This is a genomic window from Adhaeribacter terrigena (assembly GCF_016623615.1).
GTDB lineage: Bacteria > Bacteroidota > Bacteroidia > Cytophagales > Hymenobacteraceae > Adhaeribacter_A > Adhaeribacter_A terrigena.
This window is the reverse complement of sequence record NZ_JAEHFX010000009.1, coordinates 24908-42505: the sequence shown is the minus strand read 5'-3', so window position 1 is coordinate 42505 and position 17598 is coordinate 24908. Positions and strand designations below refer to the sequence as shown.

The 17598-nt window shown below is 46.8% G+C and carries 17 protein-coding genes; 5 read left to right on the top strand and 12 right to left on the bottom strand.

Annotated elements, in window-relative coordinates; genetic code table 11:
- Positions 1–199: 199 nt before the first annotated feature.
- The 5 genes from I5M27_RS15540 (at position 200) to I5M27_RS15520 (ending at position 5009) form a co-directional block, all read left to right on the top strand.
- Entirely contained in the window at positions 200–1033 is an 834-nt protein-coding gene (locus tag I5M27_RS15540; RefSeq protein WP_200507252.1) for an energy transducer TonB, read from the top strand.
- 131 nt (positions 1034–1164) lie between these two features.
- Complete coding sequence (locus tag I5M27_RS15535; protein WP_200507251.1) at positions 1165–1929, top strand: energy transducer TonB; 765 nt, start codon at positions 1165–1167, stop codon at positions 1927–1929.
- A gap of 61 nt (positions 1930–1990) precedes the next feature.
- Positions 1991–2248, top strand: a complete 258-nt coding sequence (locus tag I5M27_RS15530; RefSeq protein ID WP_200507250.1) for a hypothetical protein — start codon at positions 1991–1993, stop codon at positions 2246–2248.
- Positions 2249–2392: 144 nt separating this feature from the next.
- The gene (locus tag I5M27_RS15525; RefSeq protein ID WP_200507249.1) at positions 2393–3346 is read left to right on the top strand and encodes a PstS family phosphate ABC transporter substrate-binding protein; all 954 of its coding nucleotides are present in this window, start codon (positions 2393–2395) and stop codon (positions 3344–3346) included.
- A 64-nt stretch (positions 3347–3410) separates the two neighbouring features.
- Positions 3411–5009, top strand: a complete 1599-nt coding sequence (locus tag I5M27_RS15520) for a tetratricopeptide repeat protein (RefSeq protein WP_200507248.1) — start codon at positions 3411–3413, stop codon at positions 5007–5009.
- A 474-nt stretch (positions 5010–5483) separates the two neighbouring features.
- On the opposite strand, the gene I5M27_RS15515 is transcribed toward I5M27_RS15520, so the two are convergent.
- The 12 genes from I5M27_RS15515 to I5M27_RS15460 form a co-directional block, all read right to left on the bottom strand.
- The gene (locus I5M27_RS15515; RefSeq protein WP_200507247.1) at positions 5484–6530 is read right to left on the bottom strand and encodes an RluA family pseudouridine synthase; all 1047 of its coding nucleotides are present in this window, start codon (positions 6528–6530) and stop codon (positions 5484–5486) included.
- 109 nt (positions 6531–6639) lie between these two features.
- Positions 6640–7269, bottom strand: a complete 630-nt coding sequence (locus I5M27_RS15510) for an OmpH family outer membrane protein (RefSeq protein ID WP_200507246.1) — start codon at positions 7267–7269, stop codon at positions 6640–6642.
- Between the two features lie 26 nt (positions 7270–7295).
- Positions 7296–7979 carry an OmpH family outer membrane protein gene (locus tag I5M27_RS15505; protein WP_200507245.1) on the bottom strand — a complete coding sequence of 228 codons (684 nt, stop codon included), beginning with the start codon at positions 7977–7979 and terminating at the stop codon, positions 7296–7298.
- Between the two features lie 18 nt (positions 7980–7997).
- Positions 7998–10424, bottom strand: a complete 2427-nt coding sequence (gene bamA / locus I5M27_RS15500) for an outer membrane protein assembly factor BamA (protein WP_234462552.1) — start codon at positions 10422–10424, stop codon at positions 7998–8000.
- 71 nt (positions 10425–10495) lie between these two features.
- Positions 10496–11182: an isoprenyl transferase gene (locus I5M27_RS15495; protein WP_394369091.1), complete on the bottom strand. Its 687-nt coding sequence runs from the start codon at positions 11180–11182 to the stop codon at positions 10496–10498.
- A 114-nt stretch (positions 11183–11296) separates the two neighbouring features.
- The gene (porG, locus tag I5M27_RS15490; RefSeq protein ID WP_234462551.1) at positions 11297–11998 is read right to left on the bottom strand and encodes a type IX secretion system protein PorG; all 702 of its coding nucleotides are present in this window, start codon (positions 11996–11998) and stop codon (positions 11297–11299) included.
- A 94-nt stretch (positions 11999–12092) separates the two neighbouring features.
- Positions 12093–12989 (bottom strand): DUF6089 family protein, encoded by an 897-nt coding sequence (locus I5M27_RS15485; RefSeq protein WP_200507241.1) that lies wholly within the window; start codon positions 12987–12989, stop codon positions 12093–12095.
- 135 nt (positions 12990–13124) lie between these two features.
- A complete protein-coding gene (locus I5M27_RS15480; RefSeq protein WP_200507240.1) occupies positions 13125–14003 on the bottom strand; it encodes an NAD kinase in 879 nt (292 codons plus the stop codon).
- Between the two features lie 4 nt (positions 14004–14007).
- Complete coding sequence (locus I5M27_RS15475; protein ID WP_200507239.1) at positions 14008–15435, bottom strand: POTRA domain-containing protein; 1428 nt, start codon at positions 15433–15435, stop codon at positions 14008–14010.
- Positions 15436–15444: 9 nt separating this feature from the next.
- Positions 15445–16110 carry a CBS domain-containing protein gene (locus tag I5M27_RS15470; protein ID WP_200507238.1) on the bottom strand — a complete coding sequence of 222 codons (666 nt, stop codon included), beginning with the start codon at positions 16108–16110 and terminating at the stop codon, positions 15445–15447.
- Positions 16111–16205: 95 nt separating this feature from the next.
- On the bottom strand, positions 16206–16964 hold the full coding sequence (locus I5M27_RS15465) for an alpha/beta fold hydrolase (RefSeq protein ID WP_200507237.1): 759 nt from the start codon (positions 16962–16964) through the stop codon (positions 16206–16208).
- A 36-nt stretch (positions 16965–17000) separates the two neighbouring features.
- Entirely contained in the window at positions 17001–17570 is a 570-nt protein-coding gene (locus I5M27_RS15460) for an anthranilate synthase component II (protein WP_200507236.1), read from the bottom strand.
- Positions 17571–17598 lie beyond the last annotated feature (28 nt).

The window sequence follows — 17598 nt, the reverse complement described above, 5'->3', positions numbered from 1 at the left end:
GGATTTCGGGCAAAAAAAGTCTGCATAAATGCACAACATAAATTATAGCATAGCGTTTCTCTATATATTAATCCCCTTCCAACGTTTCATTTTTAACCGATCTTCTATGGCATAAAATTCTACTTCCCACATACATTTTTTGCGGGCTCATTGCGTGACCTTTTCAATTATTCATATTCACTTTTAACCGGTCCGTTTTATGACAAGTAGCAATTTTGCCACCCAAACCACCTTCGACGACATTGTTTTTGAAGGAAGAAACCGCGAGTATGGTGCTTACCTGCTCCGGAAGATCTACACCCGCAACTTATACCGTGGCCTCGTCACGGCAATTATGTTGTTTATGCTTTTACTGAGTCTGCCGATCATCATTAACAAGCTCTTTCCGAAGGAATTTGTAGATGCACCGTCCATTCCAACGAATGGGCCCATGATTATTGAGGATATTTACATTCCGCCTATTCCGGAAGACCTTACGCCCCCACCTACGCCTGCCGACGTAAAACCGCCCCAGGAAGCCACGCCGGCCTCCGGCGCCACCCAGGAATTAATAGACCCGGTAGTTACTACCAACGGCAATAAAACCCTGATAGATGTGAACCTGCCGCCGGGCATAGAACCCGGAAAAACTACCAGCGAGGGCAACGGCGGTACCAGCGTGATCCCGAATACGGGCACCGGAACCACTGGCGGGGAAATAATAGTGCCGGAAAACAAGATATTCGATTTTGTGGAAGTAAACCCCGAATTTCCGGGCGGCGAAACGGCCATGATGAAATACCTGAGCGAAAATATCCGTTACCCATCTTTAGCCGAACGCAACCGGTTGCAGGGTTTGGTAGTGGTGCAGTTTGTGGTGAACGAAGAAGGCCGTATTACTGGTTTAACCATTCTCAAAAACCTGGGCGGCGGCACCGACGAAGAAGCCACGCGCGTGATCCGGAACATGCCGGCCTGGAAACCGGGTATGCAAAACGGCAAAGCCGTGAAAGTGCGCTATACGTTACCCATCCGGTTCACTTTAAAACCATAGCTTTAGAAAACTCCGGAGCAAAGAAAGCTCCGGAGTTTTTTGCTTTAAAAGCATAGCGTTTTGTACATCTTTTCATCTTTCAATAATTGTTACAAAACCGTAGCTTTGCGTTTCCGAACTTAGATTCTAGCATGAAACAACTTTTACTTTTTACCGCTTTTTTGATAGCGTTTTTTCCGTCCTGGGCGCAAGATCAGGACAATGGAATTTACCAGATGGTAGAACAACTACCCCAGTTTCCGGGTGGTGACCTGGAATTGCAGCAACATTTACAGAAAAGCTTTATTTACCCGGAAGCAGCTATAAAGCAGGAACTGCAAGGTCTGGGCGTTTATTCTTTTGTGGTGAATAAAGATGGCAGTTTGAGTGATTTAACCGTGTTGAAACCAGTTGGCGAAGCGCTTGACCAGGAAGGTTTGCGTATGCTTAAAGCCATGCCTTTGTGGATTCCTGGTAAAATAAACGGCCGGATTGTTCGGGTGAAATTTACCCTCCCACTGCGGTTTACTTTAGAAGATAAACAAGTTCGGTTAAGAAATGCCCCAACGATAACCAAAGGTTATGCAACCGTTACCAAAAATCCGGAATTTCCGGGCGGGCAGGAAGCAATGGAGAGATTCCTGACCGAGAACCTGAAGTATCCCAAGGCGCTCCGCAAAAAAGGCATTGAAGGCACCGTGGTAGTAAAATTTCAAGTTACTGAAACCGGCGCTTTGCAAAATCCCATCATTATGAAATCAATTGACCCAGCTTTAGATGCAGAAGCCTTGCGCATCATAAACGAAATGCCAGCCTGGGAACCAGCCCGCTTTGGTGAACGTAAAGTGGCTGTGCCTTTTTATGTACCGGTAACTTTCAGCAATGCTTCCGCAAAAAAAGCAAAACACAAAAATTAAACCCACATCCCGACTTTCCTCCCCAAAAACCGTATCTTTTCAGGACTAAAAACTACGTTTTATGTTTGAACCCAGAAATCCACGCAACCAGCCGGAAAGCACCTACACCAAATTTGTAAAATATTTTTCACTCGTCATGACGCTGGTATATCCGGCCATTGGCGTATTCCTGTTCTTTTCCCGGCCCGACCAGGTTCGTTTAGACGACACTACGAAAAAAATTTTGGGTGCAGTGCTGGTCATATATGGCATTATCCGGATGGTAAGGGTTTACCAGGAACATTTTAAAACCCGGAACCGTAACCACCGCGAAGAATAATTTAAATAAACCAGCGTTATAAGAACAAGATAAAAGTAAACGGCAGCGCCGGAAGCAGAAAAACAATGCGGCCGGCGCTGCTGTCTTATTAAGAGAATTGTTAGATTTGTGCCATCAACCTTGCAGAATTCACGTTTCAGGAACATGAAAAACATAAAAGCAATCCGCGCTTTGTTGCTTACCGGCGGTCTATTTACCGTATTGTTGAGCAGTTGCAACCAATCGGGTAATAAAGGCCCTTCCGATACGCCAACTTCCGGCTCCATTAAGATAAGCGTAGACGAAACCTTTAAGCCGATAATAGAAACGCAGCTGAACGTTTTTCATAAGCTTTACAAAAATGCGAAGATCAATGCTACGTACGCTGCCGAAAGCGAAGCCATAAAAGCGCTTTTGCAGGACAGCGCCCGGTTGGCCATTGTATCCCGGACCCTTACTCCTTCCGAAACCCAGGTTTTTGAAAAAGCGCAGATCACCCCGCGTGTAACCAAAATTGCGACCGATGGCATTGCTTTAATTCTGCACCCGGAAAACACCGATACCTTGCTTTCGCTGCCGCAGTTGCGCGAAATTTTCAGCGGCAAAGCCGCTTCCTGGAAACAGGTAAATCCGGCTTCCAAACTGGGTAATATTGCCATTGTTTTCGATAACGCCAATTCCAGCACGGCCCGTTTTGTGCGCGATTCCATTACCAATAAAGCCCCATTACCGGCAACGGCTTACGCTTCAAAATCCATTCCGGCGGTAATAGATTATGTAACGGAAAACAAAAATGCCATTGGCGTGATCGGAGCGAACTGGATCAGCGATTTCGACGACAGCACCGCCGTTGGCTTTATTAATAAAGTGAAAGTGGTAGCGGTAAGCCGGGAGCATAATCCTGCCAATCCTGATAGTTACGTGCAACCCTACCAGGCTTACCTGGTGCAGAAATCTTATCCTTTATTCCGCGAGGTGTATATCATCAGCCGCGAGGCCCGCGCCGGACTTGGCACGGGGTTTGTTTCGTTCTCGGCCGGAGATAAAGGGCAGCGTATTGTGCTCAAAGCTGGTCTGGCTCCCGCCCGCGGGGTGGTGAGACTGGTAGAAGTGAAATAATAACTACTTTATTTTCTAAACGTAATACCATTTTTCTCAATTCAATCTTATAAAAACAACACCCATGACAAAGAACTGGAAGTATGCGCTCTTAATAGCGGGCCTTTTTTCCTTCTCGTCGGCAATCGGCCAAACCGTTAAGGATGGCCAGCGGCTGATAGAAATGGAACGCTACGGGGAAGCAAAGAAAACCCTTTCGAAAGTAGTAAAGAACCAGAACAACGAGATTAACAATATCATTCTCGGCGATGCCTATCTGAAAGCCGGTCAGCCGGATTCGGCTGTAATGTATTACAATATTGCCGCCGGTATGAATAAAAAATCGGCGCTGGGAATGGCGGCGGCCGGTAAAGCTGCCCTGGTAAAAAACAATACCGCCGAAGCTGAAAAGCAGTTTGCCGATGCGCTGAAACGCTCTAAATCGAAAGATTCCGGCGTACTGACCACCATTGGTTATGCTTATCTTACTGCCAAAGATTATAACAAAGCCGTAGATTATCTGAGCAAAGCGGTGAAAGCCGACAATAAAAACGCGGCTGCTTACGTAATGCTCGGCGATGCCCAGCTGGAGCTGAAACGCGGCGGCGAAGCCATGACGGCTTACGAAAACGCGATTGCAGCCGACAGCAAATACGCTTTGGCACACCTGCGTAAAGGCCAGTTAAGCGTGCGTTCGCGTAACTACAACGAAGCGCAGAACGCTTACCAGGCCGTAATCAACATGGACCCGAATTATGCACCGGCCTACCGCGATCTGGGTGAACTTTATTACTTCGCCGGCAAATACGACCTGGCCCTGGATAACTATAAAAAGTACGTGGCCATGTCGGAAAACACCCCGGAAACCCGTGCCGTTTATGCTTCTTTCCTGTACCTGACCAAAGATTATGCTGGTACTATTAAAGAAGCCGAAGAAGTGCTGAAACGCGACCCGGATAACGTGGTAATGAAACGCTTGCTGGCTTATTCGTACTACGAAGCCAAACAGGACGACAAAGCCCTGGCCGCCATTCAGGATTATTTTAAAACTACGCCGGCCGATAAATTACTGGCTTCGGATTACGAATACCAGGGAAAGATCTATGCCCGCGCCAATAAATCTGACGAAGCCTTGAACAGCTTCAATAAGGCCCTGAGTATGGATTCTAGCCGCGCCGACCTACGTAACGACATTGCCCAGATCTACGTGAAGCAAAACAATTTCCCGAAAGCAATTGCTTTGTACCGCGATAAAATGAACCGCAGCAAACCTACCAATACCGATTATTATTATTTAGGCAATCTTTACGATCAGTCTAAAAATTACAAATCGGCCGATAGCTTATATGCCCTGATCACGACCAATAACCCAACGTATGCGCAGGCTTATTTATGGCGTGCCCGCTCCAATGCGAACTTAGACCCGGAATCGAAAGCCGGTTTAGCCAAGCCGCATTACGATAAATACATCGAACTGGCTTCCGCCGAAAAAGATAAAAACAAATCCGGTCTGGTTGAAGCGCACTATTATTTAGCCTACTACAACTACCTGAAAAAGGATAATACCAAAGCCAACCAACACCTGAAAGAAGTGCTGGCCCTGGAACCAGGAAACGTGCAGGCTAAAACCTTATCGGATGTGGTAAACGGTAAAGTGAAAAGCAAAACCAAAACGAAGAAATAAGCTTCATCGCTTAATAAAATAAAAAAAACGCCATTCATTACTGAATGGCGTTTTTTTTATTTTATTCTGTTTTGGGCTCACCTTACTTTTTCCCTTCAAACCATAGCGTTTTCCTTTTACCGCATTTTAAGGAAGGTAAACTTAACCTCAATGCCTTACTTATTGCGTCATCCCGAGCATTCCTGAGACGCGAGTCGAAAGGACCGAGCACAGCTCTGAGGGAACTAACGCATACCGAACCCGCACGAAAACAAACTTAGGAAAGAAATTTCTTGCCGCGCGCGAAATTTCATAGCAGTACGCGTTAGTTTCTTCGACAAGCTCAGAATGACCCAATATTCGTTCGTCGTTTCTTATCTGATCGGCTTTAGATTGAAACTATAGACTACAAAGGATTTTACTCTATAAAAACGCTATGCTTTTCACCTAAAAAAGTGCTTTGCAAAATGCTATGCTTTTCTCCTTAAAAACTGGTTACTGCTCCGCGTACAATTCCCATTTAGCCAAGGCCAGTTTAAAATCTTCGGGAAGCTCGGTAGAAAACTGTAGGAATTCCTTCGTTTTCGGGTGAATAAAACCCAGCGTTTGCGCGTGCAAAGCCTGCCGCGGCATAATTTTAAAAGCGTTCTCTACAAAGGTTTTATACGAACCAACCGGTTGCCCTTTCAGAATTTTATCGCCGCCATAGGTAGCATCGCTGAAAAGCGGATGACCCAGGTATTTCATGTGCGCCCGGATCTGGTGCGAACGCCCCGTTTCCAGGTTACATTTCACCAGCGATACGTATTTGAACGACTTCATCACTTCGTAGTGCGTAACGGCGTGTTTTCCCTGCTCTCCGTTCGGGTAAACGCTCATCACCCGCCGGTCTTTCAGGCTTCTGCCCACGTGGCCGGTAATGGTGCCTTTCGCTTCTTTCGGCACCCCCCAAACCAGCGCATAATAGGTTCTTTCAATGCTGTGGTCGTAAAACTGACGGGCCAGATACGTCATCGCAAACTCGGTTTTCGCAATCACGAGCAAGCCCGAAGTATCTTTATCGATGCGGTGCACCAAACCCGGACGAATAGCGCCGTTGCGGCTCGTAGGGAGGTTATTCAGGTAATACGAAAGCGCATTTACCAAGGTACCTGTCCAGTTTCCATAGGCCGGGTGCACCACCATGCCGGCCGGTTTATTTACCAGCAGCAATTCCTCGTCTTCGTACACAATGTTCAGCGGAATATCTTCCGGCACCACTTCGGTATCGCGCGGCGGGTCGGGCAGCGTAATGGTAACCACATCGAGCGGCTTAACTTTATAGCTCGGTTTTATGGCTTTGTTGTTCACCAGAATGGTGTGCGCATCTATTGCATTCTGAATTTTATTGCGCGTAGCATGAGGCAAGCGGTCCATCAGAAATTTATCGATGCGGAGCAGGCTCTGCTTTTTATCTATTACAATGCGGTGGTGCTCATACAATTCATCCGAATCGGCATCGCCGCTGTCTAATACCAGGTCTTCGTCTTCCAGATCTTCCATTATAATGCAAAGGTAAGTTTTAAGCCCGAAAATGATACCGTTTTGGAGCCGTTAGAAACAGAAAAGCCGGTACAATTGCACCGGCTTTTTTATTATGGTCTGAAAGAAATTATTTCTTCTTTGCTTTAGATTTCGATTTTGTGGCTGGTGTAGCCGGCGTGGCCGGAGTAGCAGGTTTTACTTCCGCAGCCGGAGCAGCACCTGGTTTAACCGGCGTTACGCCCATTTTCTTCAGTACTAAGTCAGAAATGTTGCCATCTTCCGGACCGTGTAATAAAACCGGCGTGGTACCATAACCAGCATCGGAGTTGAATACATAGGTATAGCCGTTTTCTTTGGCTACATCGTCAATGGCTTTCTGCAGTTTATCCAGCGCAGGCTCCATTAAAGACTGTTGCTTTTTCTGTAAACTTTGGTCCGCGTTTTTCTGGAATTCCTCGATAGAAGTACGCAGGTTCATCAGCTCTTTTTCTTTGTCAGCTTTCACTACGTCGGTCATGGTGGCAGCACCTTTCTGGTAGGCCTGGCCTTTGGTTTCGAATTCCTGGTATTTAGATTTTAACTGGTTTTCTAATTGTGCGCTGTAAGCTTTCAGATCGGCTTCAATTTGCTTGCTTTCCGGCATCTGGCTTAATACGTAATCTACGTTCGTATAACCAATTTTAACGGGAGCCTGAGCAAAAGATACAGCGCTCACAAAGAAGAACGCTACCGCGGCGAATAATTTACGTTTGTTCATTTTTACTTTTTCGGGTTAATTATATACTATTTTTTTTGCTTTGGTTGGGTTCGTACCGGAGCAGTCTTTTTTGCCGGAGCAGGAGCCGGCTGATCCGAATCTTCTTCCTGAATACCTTCCTGTTGCCGTACCGGCGTATCGCCCGGGCTATCTACCAGCGCTCCCGCCGGCCGTTTTCCGGGCTGATTTTTTTCCGGTGAAGCCAGGCCTAATTCTTCCAGCACATATTCGGTATAATCGTGCACCGGGTTGGTATAGATCATCGTCATATCGCCCGATTTATCGAACATGATCTGAAGGCCCTTCTTTTTCGAAACTTTCTCTACAGCTTCAAACAAGTTGTCCTGCACCGGACGGATCAGCTCTATGCGTTTTTTAAAGAGCGTGCCTTCAAACCCGAAAATACGTTTCTGCATTTCGCGGGCATCTTTTTCCTTCAGTTCAATTTCCGCCAGCCGCTTCTTTTTCATGTCGTCGGTCAGCAGCACTTCTTCGGCCTGAAATTTTTTCCGGAGTTTTTCCACTTCCTGGTACTGGCCTTCAATGTCTTTCTGCCAAGCAGCCGAAAGCGTATTTACTTCCTGCTGCGCCGAAGCATATGCCGGCATTTTACTCAGAATGAATTCCGAATCGATATACCCGAATTTCTGCGCGTATGCGGCAGGCACGGCCAGAAAAAGCACGAAGAGTATACCAAATAGTTTTTTCATGAGGCTAATATAAATAATTTATCTGATCTGCTGTCCGATCATGAAGTGGAAACGTCCGCCCGCCGGGCTTCCTGAACTACCCGGCGTAACCGGATAACTATCCAGACCATAACCATAATCGAAGCCAAGTAAACCAAAGGCAGCCATAAAGATACGGGCACCTACCCCCACCGAACGGTATAACTTGTAAGGGTTATAATCGCGGTAGTTGGCAAAGTTATTACCTGCTTCTGCAAATCCTAAAACAAAAACCGTAGCGCTTGGGTTCAAGGTGATCGGGTAGCGTAGTTCCATCACAAATTTATCGAAGGCAACCCCACCGGCCTGCGTTGGCGTAACGGCAGCATCTTCGTAACCGCGTAAACCTACGTATTCGGTACCAACCAGCAGCGTTCCTACGCCCATACCGTTGCCTCCAAGTTTAAATCTTTCGAACGGACCAATACCGATTTTATTATTATAACTTCCCAGGAAACCGAAATGCGCTCTGGTGTTTAATACCAAATTCCCTGCCAGATTCGTGAACCACGAAGCATCGAACATCCACTTGTGGAACTCGATCCACTCGAATTCGCTCTTGCGGTTTTCGTTGAACAAAGAGTAAGGCGGGGTTAAGTTCACACTTAAGCTGATAGAAGAACCCCGTTTGGTATAGATCGGGCTATCAAAACTATTCCGCGACAAAGTATTGGTCAGGGAGATACTGTTTGAAGTACCATCGCTGAAACCAGGTGTGATCTGGTAGTTGTTCAGTTTATACTGGTAATACGCCAGGGAATGCGAAAGCACGAAGAAGTCATCCGGCCAGGTTAACCGACGGCCTAAACCAACCGAAAGCCCATTGATCTTGATGAGCGGATCGTTCGCTGTTTTCTGGCTTACCGCATAGCTTAACTGCCGCGAAACCGTATGGCTCAGACTCACCGAAAGCGAGTTTGGTTTGCGGCCGCCTAACCAGGGCTCCGTAAACGAAAGCGAGTACGACTGGTAACGATAACCGTTGGCCTGCACGTTTAATGATACGCGTTGTCCGTCGCCGGCCGGAACCGGGGTCCAGTGCTTGAATTTACCGGCTTTGCGGAGCGAGAAGTTATTGAATACGAAACCAGCCGTACCCACAAAACCCTGCAAACCGCCCCAGCCACCCGATAAGGTAAACTGATCGCTTGGTTTTTCTACTACCGTATATTTAATATCTACCGTTCCGTCCTGCGGATTCGGGATCGGGTTCATGCCAATTTGCTCCGGGTCGAAATAACCCAGGTTCGCAATTTCGTTTCGCGAACGGATCAGATCCGCCCGACTGAATTTCTGGCCCGGAACAGTCCGCAGTTCGCGCAGCACCACATGATCGCTGGTTTTGGTATTGCCCGCTACCGTTACTTCCTTAATTCTGGCCTGCGCACCTTCCGATATCCGCATTTCAATATCAATAGAATCGTTCTCTACCAATACCTCCACCGGATCGATCCCGAAAAACAGGTAACCGTCATCCATATAAAGGGAGGTAATATCCAAACCGCTCGGGTTATAGCTCAGGCGTTTATCAAGAGTTTCTTTGCTGTAAACGCTACCCTTTTTGATGCCTAAAATGCCGGCCAGGTATTTATCATCGTACAGGTAATTGCCGGTCCAGGTAATATTGCGGAAATAATATTTACGGCCTTCATCCACCGTTAAATAAACATGGATCCGGTCTTCCGATACTTTTACCACGCTATCCGATACGATTTGCGCGTCGCGGTAACCCTGCCCGTTATAATATTCTATAATGGCGCGTTTATCGTCTTCGAAGCCGGTTTTCAGGAATTTAGAGCTGGTAAAGATCTTGTAAAATTTCCGTTCCTTGGTGTTTTTCATTTGCTTCTGCAATTTGCTTTCGGCAATGGCATTGTTCCCGGAAAAGGTAATTTCCTCGATCTTAACTTTCCCTTTTTTGTCAATATCAATATTCAGCACCACGCTGTTCGGCAAAAGCGAATCTGTTTGCTGGGTGATATTCACGCTGGCATTCATATACCCTTTTTCCAGGAAATATTTGCGCACTATGTTTTTGGTATTGCTGATCACCGCATCGGTTACTACTTTCCCGCGGATCAGATTTATCTTCTCCCGCAGTTCATCGGCATGGCCTTTTTTAACGCCTGTGAAGGTGAATTTAGAAAGTCTTGGCCGTTCGGTCAGATAAAAATCAAGGAAAATATAACGGCCTTCTACTTTGCTGGCCGAAACTTCAATGTTGCCTAAAATGCCCTGTGCCCAAAGTTTATTGATCGCTTTACTAAGGTCTTCGCCCGGAACCTGGATCTGATCGCCTATTTTTAAACCGGTAATGGAAATAAGCGTGGCCGGGTCCAGAAATTTAGTACCGCTTACGGTTATACCACCAATTTCATACTTCTGCGGATTCGTATAATCGAGCGTAAGGTCTTGCCCTCCCTGCATTCGGATCTGGCCAAACGCCGGTCCGCAAAAAAACAGTAGGAAAAATACCCCAAAAAGTCTGTTAACTATTTTCATTTTGTAAGTTGTTCACTCGTTTTGCCAAAGCGTCGTTCGCGGGCCTGGTAAGCAATAAGCGCTTCGTGCAAATTTTCTTTCCGGAAATCCGGCCAAAGTAATTCGGTAATGTATAATTCAGTGTAAGCCATCTGCCAGAGCAGAAAATTACTGATGCGCTGTTCGCCGCTGGTCCGGATCAGTAATTCCGGGTCGGGCATGCCGGCAGTTGCCAGGTAGTTGCCAAAAGTATTTTCGCTTACTTCTTCCGGATGCAGTTTTCCGGCCTGAATTTCCAGACCGATCTTTTTTACTGCCTGCGCAATATCCCAGCGGCCGCTATAACTCAAAGCCAGTACCAGGGTCATACCCGTATTCTGGCTGGTAGCATCCATAGCTTCCTGAAGTTCGCGCTGGCAACTGCCAGGCAAGCTTTCGGTTTGGCCAATGGTTCGTAAACGAATGTTATTTTTCTTTAAAGTAGCGGTTTCTTTCCCAATAGTAGATACCAGCAATTGCATGAGGGCATTCACTTCAAATTGCGGGCGGTTCCAGTTTTCAGTAGAAAATGCGTATAAAGTCAGATATTCGATCCCCAGTTCGGCGGCCCCTTCTACGGTTTCGCGCACGGCGGTAATAGCACTCTGGTGACCAAAAATACGCATACCGCCGCGCTGTTTAGCCCAGCGGCCGTTTCCGTCCATGATAACGGCAACGTGTTTAGGTAAATTGTGTTGATCTATTTTATTCCGAAGACTCATCCAAACAGTATTTCCCCGCAAGTTAGGAAAACGGTAGCAATTTCTTACAAAAAACTACTATTCCAGCGGGCTTGGTTTGGATCTGTACACTTTCGGGCAAGGAATTTTGTAGAATGTGTAGGAAATACTGATGCCGTTGTAAAAGTACCAGTCGTTGTCGTGCGGATTGGCCAGCGGCAGTGGTGTGGCATCGCCCAGGTTATCGAGCAGATCAGTAAAAATGAAGCGGGCACCTATTTCCAGGCCTAAATTCCAGTGGTGCGAAAGCGCATATTTAATTCCTACCCCCGTTGGCACGGCAATAGAAAGCATTGCGTTATTGCCCGCTACCAGGTTAGCAACCGAGCCTTCCGCAATGCTGGCCTGCACTGAAGATTCGGTATTGGTTGACGCATAAAAACCGGCCACGTTCAGGAAATAATACGGGGTCCAGCGTTTACGGCGGCGCAGGTCATAGTAATCGAGAAAATTATATTCCAAACCGGCAGCTACTTCCAGCAAGGTACCGCGCATGCGGGCCTGCCGAAACTGGTTCAGAGGAAGGTCAAAGTAATTATCGGTTCCGCCAATACCGCCTAAAAGTGCGCTGGCCCTTAACGTTACAGGAGCCGAAATGTCGCGGCGGTAAAACACCATTACCGCTGGCTGGTTATTCCCGAACCGGTACTTAGGCGCAATTTCGCCTTTGTAATTAATGCCGCCCAAACCAAGGCCAAGTTCGCTGGTAACCTGGTTTTTCTGGGCAAATGCCGGAGCCATAAAAAAAACACTCCCTACTTGTAAACAAATAAGGAGTGCTATGCTGATAATCTTTGATCTCATGCAGTAGTAAACGAAGCTATAAAGCCCGTTATTATCTGAACTTCGGACTTCTTACGTTGGTAGGCAGAATGTAAGTCAGGTTGAAACCTGTTACAATGTACCAGTCTTGATCGGTCTTATCGCCGCGCTGCTGGCCAGGACCATGCACAGATCTGTCAAAGCTACGGTTTGCCATTTCTACTGCCTTTGCACTTGGCAGGTCGGCATCAGATAATACATAGTTGGAGCTTACGTCATCCAGGTAATCGGTAAAGGTTTTTCTCCAGCCAATTTCAAAACCAAGATCCCAGTTTCTGTCCAGTTTATAACGAACCCCGGCACCGAATGGAATGGCGATCTGTACTTTAGAATACTGGTCTTCATAGCCTTTAGCTCCGCGGTCCGCTGCTAACTGACCTTCGGTACCCAATGGTTGCAGGGCTACAAAGTTACCGCTGTTATCTTCTGCTTTCGGGTTGTGGGCAAAAACAGCTACCCCGGCAAATGCATACGGAGACCAGTCCGGACGTTTCAGGTAAGTACCGCGGTTTTCGAACAGGTCAATTGTTCCAACCACGCTTAGTTCCTTAATATCGTTGCGGAAACGCAGGTTACGTACAAAGCGCGGATAGTTTTCCGCCTCGTTCTGAGAAGCACTTTTAGCATCGTCGCCGGTAATACGTCCCCAGGCTAAGGCAGCTCTTACGGAAATCCGGGGAGTAAAACGACGCATATACGATACGCCAATGTTTGGTCGGGTTGATTTGAAACGCAAGCTGGTGAAATCAGCTTCGGGTACAATATCTCCGAAATAATTCATAGCGTTCAAATGAACCCCAACTGAACTATACGTTTTTTTCCGGGTGAACCGTTGTGCATCAGCATCTGTAGTAGCCACCAGTGAAAAAAACAGCACTCCCAGGACTGCGATGGAGCAAAAGTTTTTCATAGTTTTTTTTAAGTTATATAATAATAAATCCCGATATAGCTATCCTAAGTTAAAAGACCTTCAAAAGTAAGACTTTAGTCTGAAATATTAGCAACTATATTCAAATCTTTTCGCAAATTTTTCTTTAACGTAATATTATTCGTTTCGTTTATCTAAACCCCAGTTTAATTTTGTGCGAAGTGTAGATAAAAAATTCACCTGGTTAATCTTCACCAACCGGGCGTTAAAGTTTTCGCGGCGCACAGCAAGCTGCACACCCGTTTCCACAATTTTAGAACGCGAATCCAGCGAAACCAGGAAATTATTGCTCCGGCCTTCCACCTCAAACGAAATGACACTCTTATCTGACACCACCAGTGGGCGTACATTCAGGTTATGAGGGCATACGGGCGATATCACAAAATTGTTTGTTTGTGGCAGCACAACCGGACCACCGCAACTCAGCGAATAGCCGGTGGAACCAGTAGGCGTGGCAACTACCAGGCCATCGGCCCAATACGAATTCAGATACTCGCCATCTATATAAGTATGCACCACGATCATAGAGGAAGTATCCGTTTTAACGATCGTAAATTCGTTCAGCCCGAAATTCACGCCTTCAAAAACTTCCTGATCGGAATCAGCCCGGATCAAAGAACGTTCGTCGATCACAAAATGACCTTTATACAAAGCATCGAGCGCGAGCGGGATCTGATCGGAAGCTACCGTAGCCAAAAAACCTAACCGGCCGGTATTAATGCCCAGGATCGGGATCTGCCTTGCTCCTACGTAAGTTACGGTATCGAGCAAGGTACCGTCTCCGCCAATACTAAAGACGAAATTTACACCTTTTAAATCATCTCCCCTAGAAAACGTACCAACATTTTCGGGTAGGGTGAGGCGGTTTTCCAGGTACGTTTTAAAATATTCTACAATGGTTATTTCGGCATGGCGGCTCGCCAGATCGTCGAAAAGGCCCTGCATGAACGGGATTATTTCGTCTTTAAAAGGTTTGCCGAGTATTGCTATTTTCATTTTTCTAGAACGGAAAAGCCGTGTGAATAAACAAACCCCGGTCGCCTTCGCGGTTCAGGGAATATTCAAGCGTAATTACGCGATCGTAATAAGTAACAATGTGAAGCCCTAAGCCGGTGGCCATATTCAAGCGGTTTGTCAGAAAATTGGTTTGCTCAAAACGGTTTTCAAACGTGTAGCCGGCATCGGCAAACCAATTGAGGTACAAGGTAACAGGAATACGGTTAAATTTCGGGTTGCGGATAAATTTTAGTTTTATCTGGTTCAGATCCAGGAGTTCTTTCGAAAGTCCGTTTTTGAAAACCCCGTAGTGCTGCCCCCCTATTACGTAAAGTTCGTAGCCCCGGATATAGCTTTTATAACCCAAAGCCACATTATCGGCATAGGCCAGGTTGGAAGCCAGCCGGCTTTGCCCTTCCAGCGAATAGCTGTAGTAGAATTTCTTTTTCAGGGGCACATAATCGGAGAATTTGACGAAAGCCGTGGTGTGGTGCTGGTTGCCGTGAAGCGCGACCTGCTGCCCTAAACCCAGTTGCAGAAAATGCCCCGATAGCGGATAAGAAAACGTGTTCCGGAAATTTAACGTCCGCATAATTTCAAATTCCAGGTATTTCCGGTTCTGAAGACCGCTAAAAAAATCCGGATTTAAAGTAAAGGCAGAATCGGAGATTTGTTCCTGGTGGTACGACGTGGTAAAACTGGTTTGCTTTTGCACATTCTCGCGCCAGATTATAGCCCCGGAAACATAGCGTTTTTGAATGGGAAATTTATCTTCCTGCCGTAGCGTAACTAACTCGTTGTTAACGGTATTATAATCTACCGAATGGCTTTGGTAAATGGAACCCCCAATACTGAAACCCAGGTCGCGCTTTTTATTGAAGTACGGAACGGTATAGAAAAGCTCGTATTTGCGGTTGAAGCCGTGCTGGAAATTTGCTTTCAGAAGTTCGTTTCTTCCCCGGAAATTTTGCTGCACCAAATGCAAACCATAATCGATGCGGTTGAAATCTTTCTTTTCCCACCAAGCGTTGAAGTTGCGGTCGGCAAGCGAGAAAATGGGCACCGGAAACAGATACCAGCGTTCCTGCATTTCGAAAATAATGGTGAGGCGGCCGTTCTGACAAACCGTTTCGTAACGCACCCATAAAAAAAGCTGGAGGTTGAAAAGGCGCAAACGGTTTTCTTCCAGCCGTTTTTCCAAACCTTCGGCGGTAACTTTTTCGCCTTCGGTAAAATCGAGTTCGGCGCGCAGCACGCGTTCCTTGGTTTTGCGGTTGCCTACAAAAGCGATGGCGGCAATTTCAAACGAATTGGTATCGGGGCAAAGCTCGAGCCTGGAGGGAGAAGCGGGTAAGCTGCCCGGCAACTTTTTGAAAACGGTATCGGGTGGGGCAAAAAAAGTCAGCAGTAAAACAAGCAGGCAGTTCAGCACGAAAGCAAATTACATATTCAGGTATTTCAGCAACAGGTCGTAACGGTCCTTATCGGCCTGGTGATCGCCGGCTTCCTGAAACTGGGCAATAATGCGGTAATCGAACCTTTCCAGCGTGGCGATGATGCGGGTAAGGTCGGTGGTATTGATTTTGAGTGTGAGCTTGATCTTGTACGGGTCCAGCTCATCGGGCGAAACGTAAGCGCTCAGAATCTTGGCGTCGTTGCTTTCGATGTGGCGGCTGATCTGGCTCAGGGAATAATCGCGTTCGGGCATGGAAAGCACCAGAATACCGCCCTGCCCCTGCAAAGCCGACATTTGCCCGAAAGCCGAAATGGTATCGTTTACGGTAATAACGCCATAGAATTCCTGGTGTTCGTCTAAGACCGGCACCACCTGCACTTTGTTTTTAATGGCTACTTCCATAACCCGGTAAAAATGCTGGTTGTACATTACGTACACGTCGTCGTAGCCGAATTTTACATTTTCGAGGCTTTTGTAATTCTGATCTTTCTCGATGATATCGTCTTCGGTGATCAGGCCCAGATAATGGCGGTTTTTAACCACCGGCAACTGGTTTACCCGGAATTCTTCCATCCACTTCACGGCTTTCTCCGTGGAATCGGAAAGCTTGAGCGGGGGAATCATGGGGTTTATCAGTTCTTCGGCGATCATAAGTTTAATACGGAAGGCGTACAGCTAAAGGTCGGGAATAATACCGGAACTAAGCAGGGAAAGTTTACTTTTTTCACCTAAAAGCATACCGTTTTCTACGGATGTTCGGCTAAGTATTTGGCTAAGATGCGGTTAAACTCCTGAGGATGTTCCATCATAGGCGCATGGCCGCACTTATCTATAAAGTGAAGCTCCGATTTTTTGAGTAAACGGTTAAACTCGTGCGCTACCAGCGGCGGCGTAATGGTATCGTTCAGGCCCCAGACCAATAAGGTTGGTTTTTCGATAGAGGCAATATCTTTGGCCATGTTGTGGCGCTGCGCTGATTTGGCAATGGAAATAATGCGCAGACACTTGGAGTTGCTGTTGGTAATATCGAAAACTTCGTCTACCAGTTCTTTGGTAGCTACTTTGGGGTCGTAAAACGTGTGGGCGGTGCGCTCTTCCACGTAGGCATAATTCCCGCGTTTGGGAAAGGTGCCGCCCATGGAATCTTCGAACAAACCGGAGCTGCCGGTAAGCACCAGCCGCTTTACTTTATCGGGGTTGCGCAGGGTATAAACCAGCCCTACATGGCCGCCTAAGGAGTTGCCTAATAACGTAAGCTGGTCCAGGTTTTTGAACGCTACAAAATCTTCGATAAAATTACACAAACCCGAGACCCCGGCTTTGCTCAGCGGCATTTCGTATATGGGCATGAGTGGAATTACCACGCGGTATTTACCAGCAAAGCCCTGAATTACGCCTTCCCAGTTGCTTAATGCGCCAAATAAACCGTGTAAAAGCAACAAAACCTCGCCGCTGCCTTCGTCTATGAATTGAAATTCGCCTTCCTGCTTTATCGTGAGTTCCATCTCGAGAATGATCTTAAGCCGGCTGAAAGCGCGCTGCTAGCCGACAATTTTTGCAATACTAATCCAATTTCGGAGTATATCCAAACCATACGTGGTAAGCAAGGCTTCCGGGTGAAACTGTACTGCAAAGATTGGAAGTTCGTTGTGGCGGAAAGCCATCAATTCGCCTGCTTTTGTTAAAGCCAATGGTTTAAGGTTTTGCGGAAGATCCGTGAGTAAAAGCGAGTGATAGCGCGTTACCGGCATCTGCGGGGGCAAATTCAAAAAAAGCGAATCGTTTTGGCAAAAAATTTCGGAAATTTTGCCGTGCATGGGTTTGGCTGCTTTTTCCAGGTTTGCCCCGTAGAATTCGCCCAGGGCCTGGTGCCCTAAGCAGATGCCTAAAATGGGCAGTTTATCGTGATAGTATTTTATTACTTCCATCAGCACGCCGGCTTCGCCTGGTTTTCCCGGACCGGGCGAAAGGATGATCCCCTCGAAAGTATGCTTTTGAATTTCGGCTAAAGAAACATCGTTGCGCAAAACCAAAACCTGCTGGCCCAACTGTTGGAAATAGTCGCGCAGGTTGTAGGTGAAGGAATCGAAGTTATCGAGGAGGAGAAGCAAGGATTAATTTGGAGATTAGAAGATTTAA

Bases quoted from the DNA above. Each gene is read 5' to 3' on its own strand.
- I5M27_RS15510 (WP_200507246.1), bottom strand. From the start codon at position 7,269: ATGAACAAACGTAAATTATTCGCCGCGGTAGCGTTCTTCTTTGTGAGC.
- I5M27_RS15465 (WP_200507237.1), bottom strand. From the start codon at position 16,964: ATGGAACTCACGATAAAGCAGGAAGGCGAATTTCAATTCATAGACGAA.
- I5M27_RS15495 (WP_394369091.1), bottom strand. From the start codon at position 11,182: ATGGACGGAAACGGCCGCTGGGCTAAACAGCGCGGCGGTATGCGTATT.
- I5M27_RS15480 (WP_200507240.1), bottom strand. From the start codon at position 14,003: ATGAAAATAGCAATACTCGGCAAACCTTTTAAAGACGAAATAATCCCG.
- I5M27_RS15535 (WP_200507251.1), top strand. From the start codon at position 1,165: ATGAAACAACTTTTACTTTTTACCGCTTTTTTGATAGCGTTTTTTCCG.
- I5M27_RS15505 (WP_200507245.1), bottom strand. From the start codon at position 7,979: ATGAAAAAACTATTTGGTATACTCTTCGTGCTTTTTCTGGCCGTGCCT.
- bamA (WP_234462552.1), bottom strand. From the start codon at position 10,424: ATGCAGGGAGGGCAAGACCTTACGCTCGATTATACGAATCCGCAGAAG.
- I5M27_RS15470 (WP_200507238.1), bottom strand. From the start codon at position 16,110: ATGATCGCCGAAGAACTGATAAACCCCATGATTCCCCCGCTCAAGCTT.
- I5M27_RS15520 (WP_200507248.1), top strand. From the start codon at position 3,411: ATGACAAAGAACTGGAAGTATGCGCTCTTAATAGCGGGCCTTTTTTCC.
- I5M27_RS15515 (WP_200507247.1), bottom strand. From the start codon at position 6,530: ATGGAAGATCTGGAAGACGAAGACCTGGTATTAGACAGCGGCGATGCC.
- I5M27_RS15540 (WP_200507252.1), top strand. From the start codon at position 200: ATGACAAGTAGCAATTTTGCCACCCAAACCACCTTCGACGACATTGTT.
- I5M27_RS15530 (WP_200507250.1), top strand. From the start codon at position 1,991: ATGTTTGAACCCAGAAATCCACGCAACCAGCCGGAAAGCACCTACACC.
- porG (WP_234462551.1), bottom strand. From the start codon at position 11,998: ATGGCTCCGGCATTTGCCCAGAAAAACCAGGTTACCAGCGAACTTGGC.
- I5M27_RS15485 (WP_200507241.1), bottom strand. From the start codon at position 12,989: ATGAAAAACTTTTGCTCCATCGCAGTCCTGGGAGTGCTGTTTTTTTCA.
- I5M27_RS15525 (WP_200507249.1), top strand. From the start codon at position 2,393: ATGAAAAACATAAAAGCAATCCGCGCTTTGTTGCTTACCGGCGGTCTA.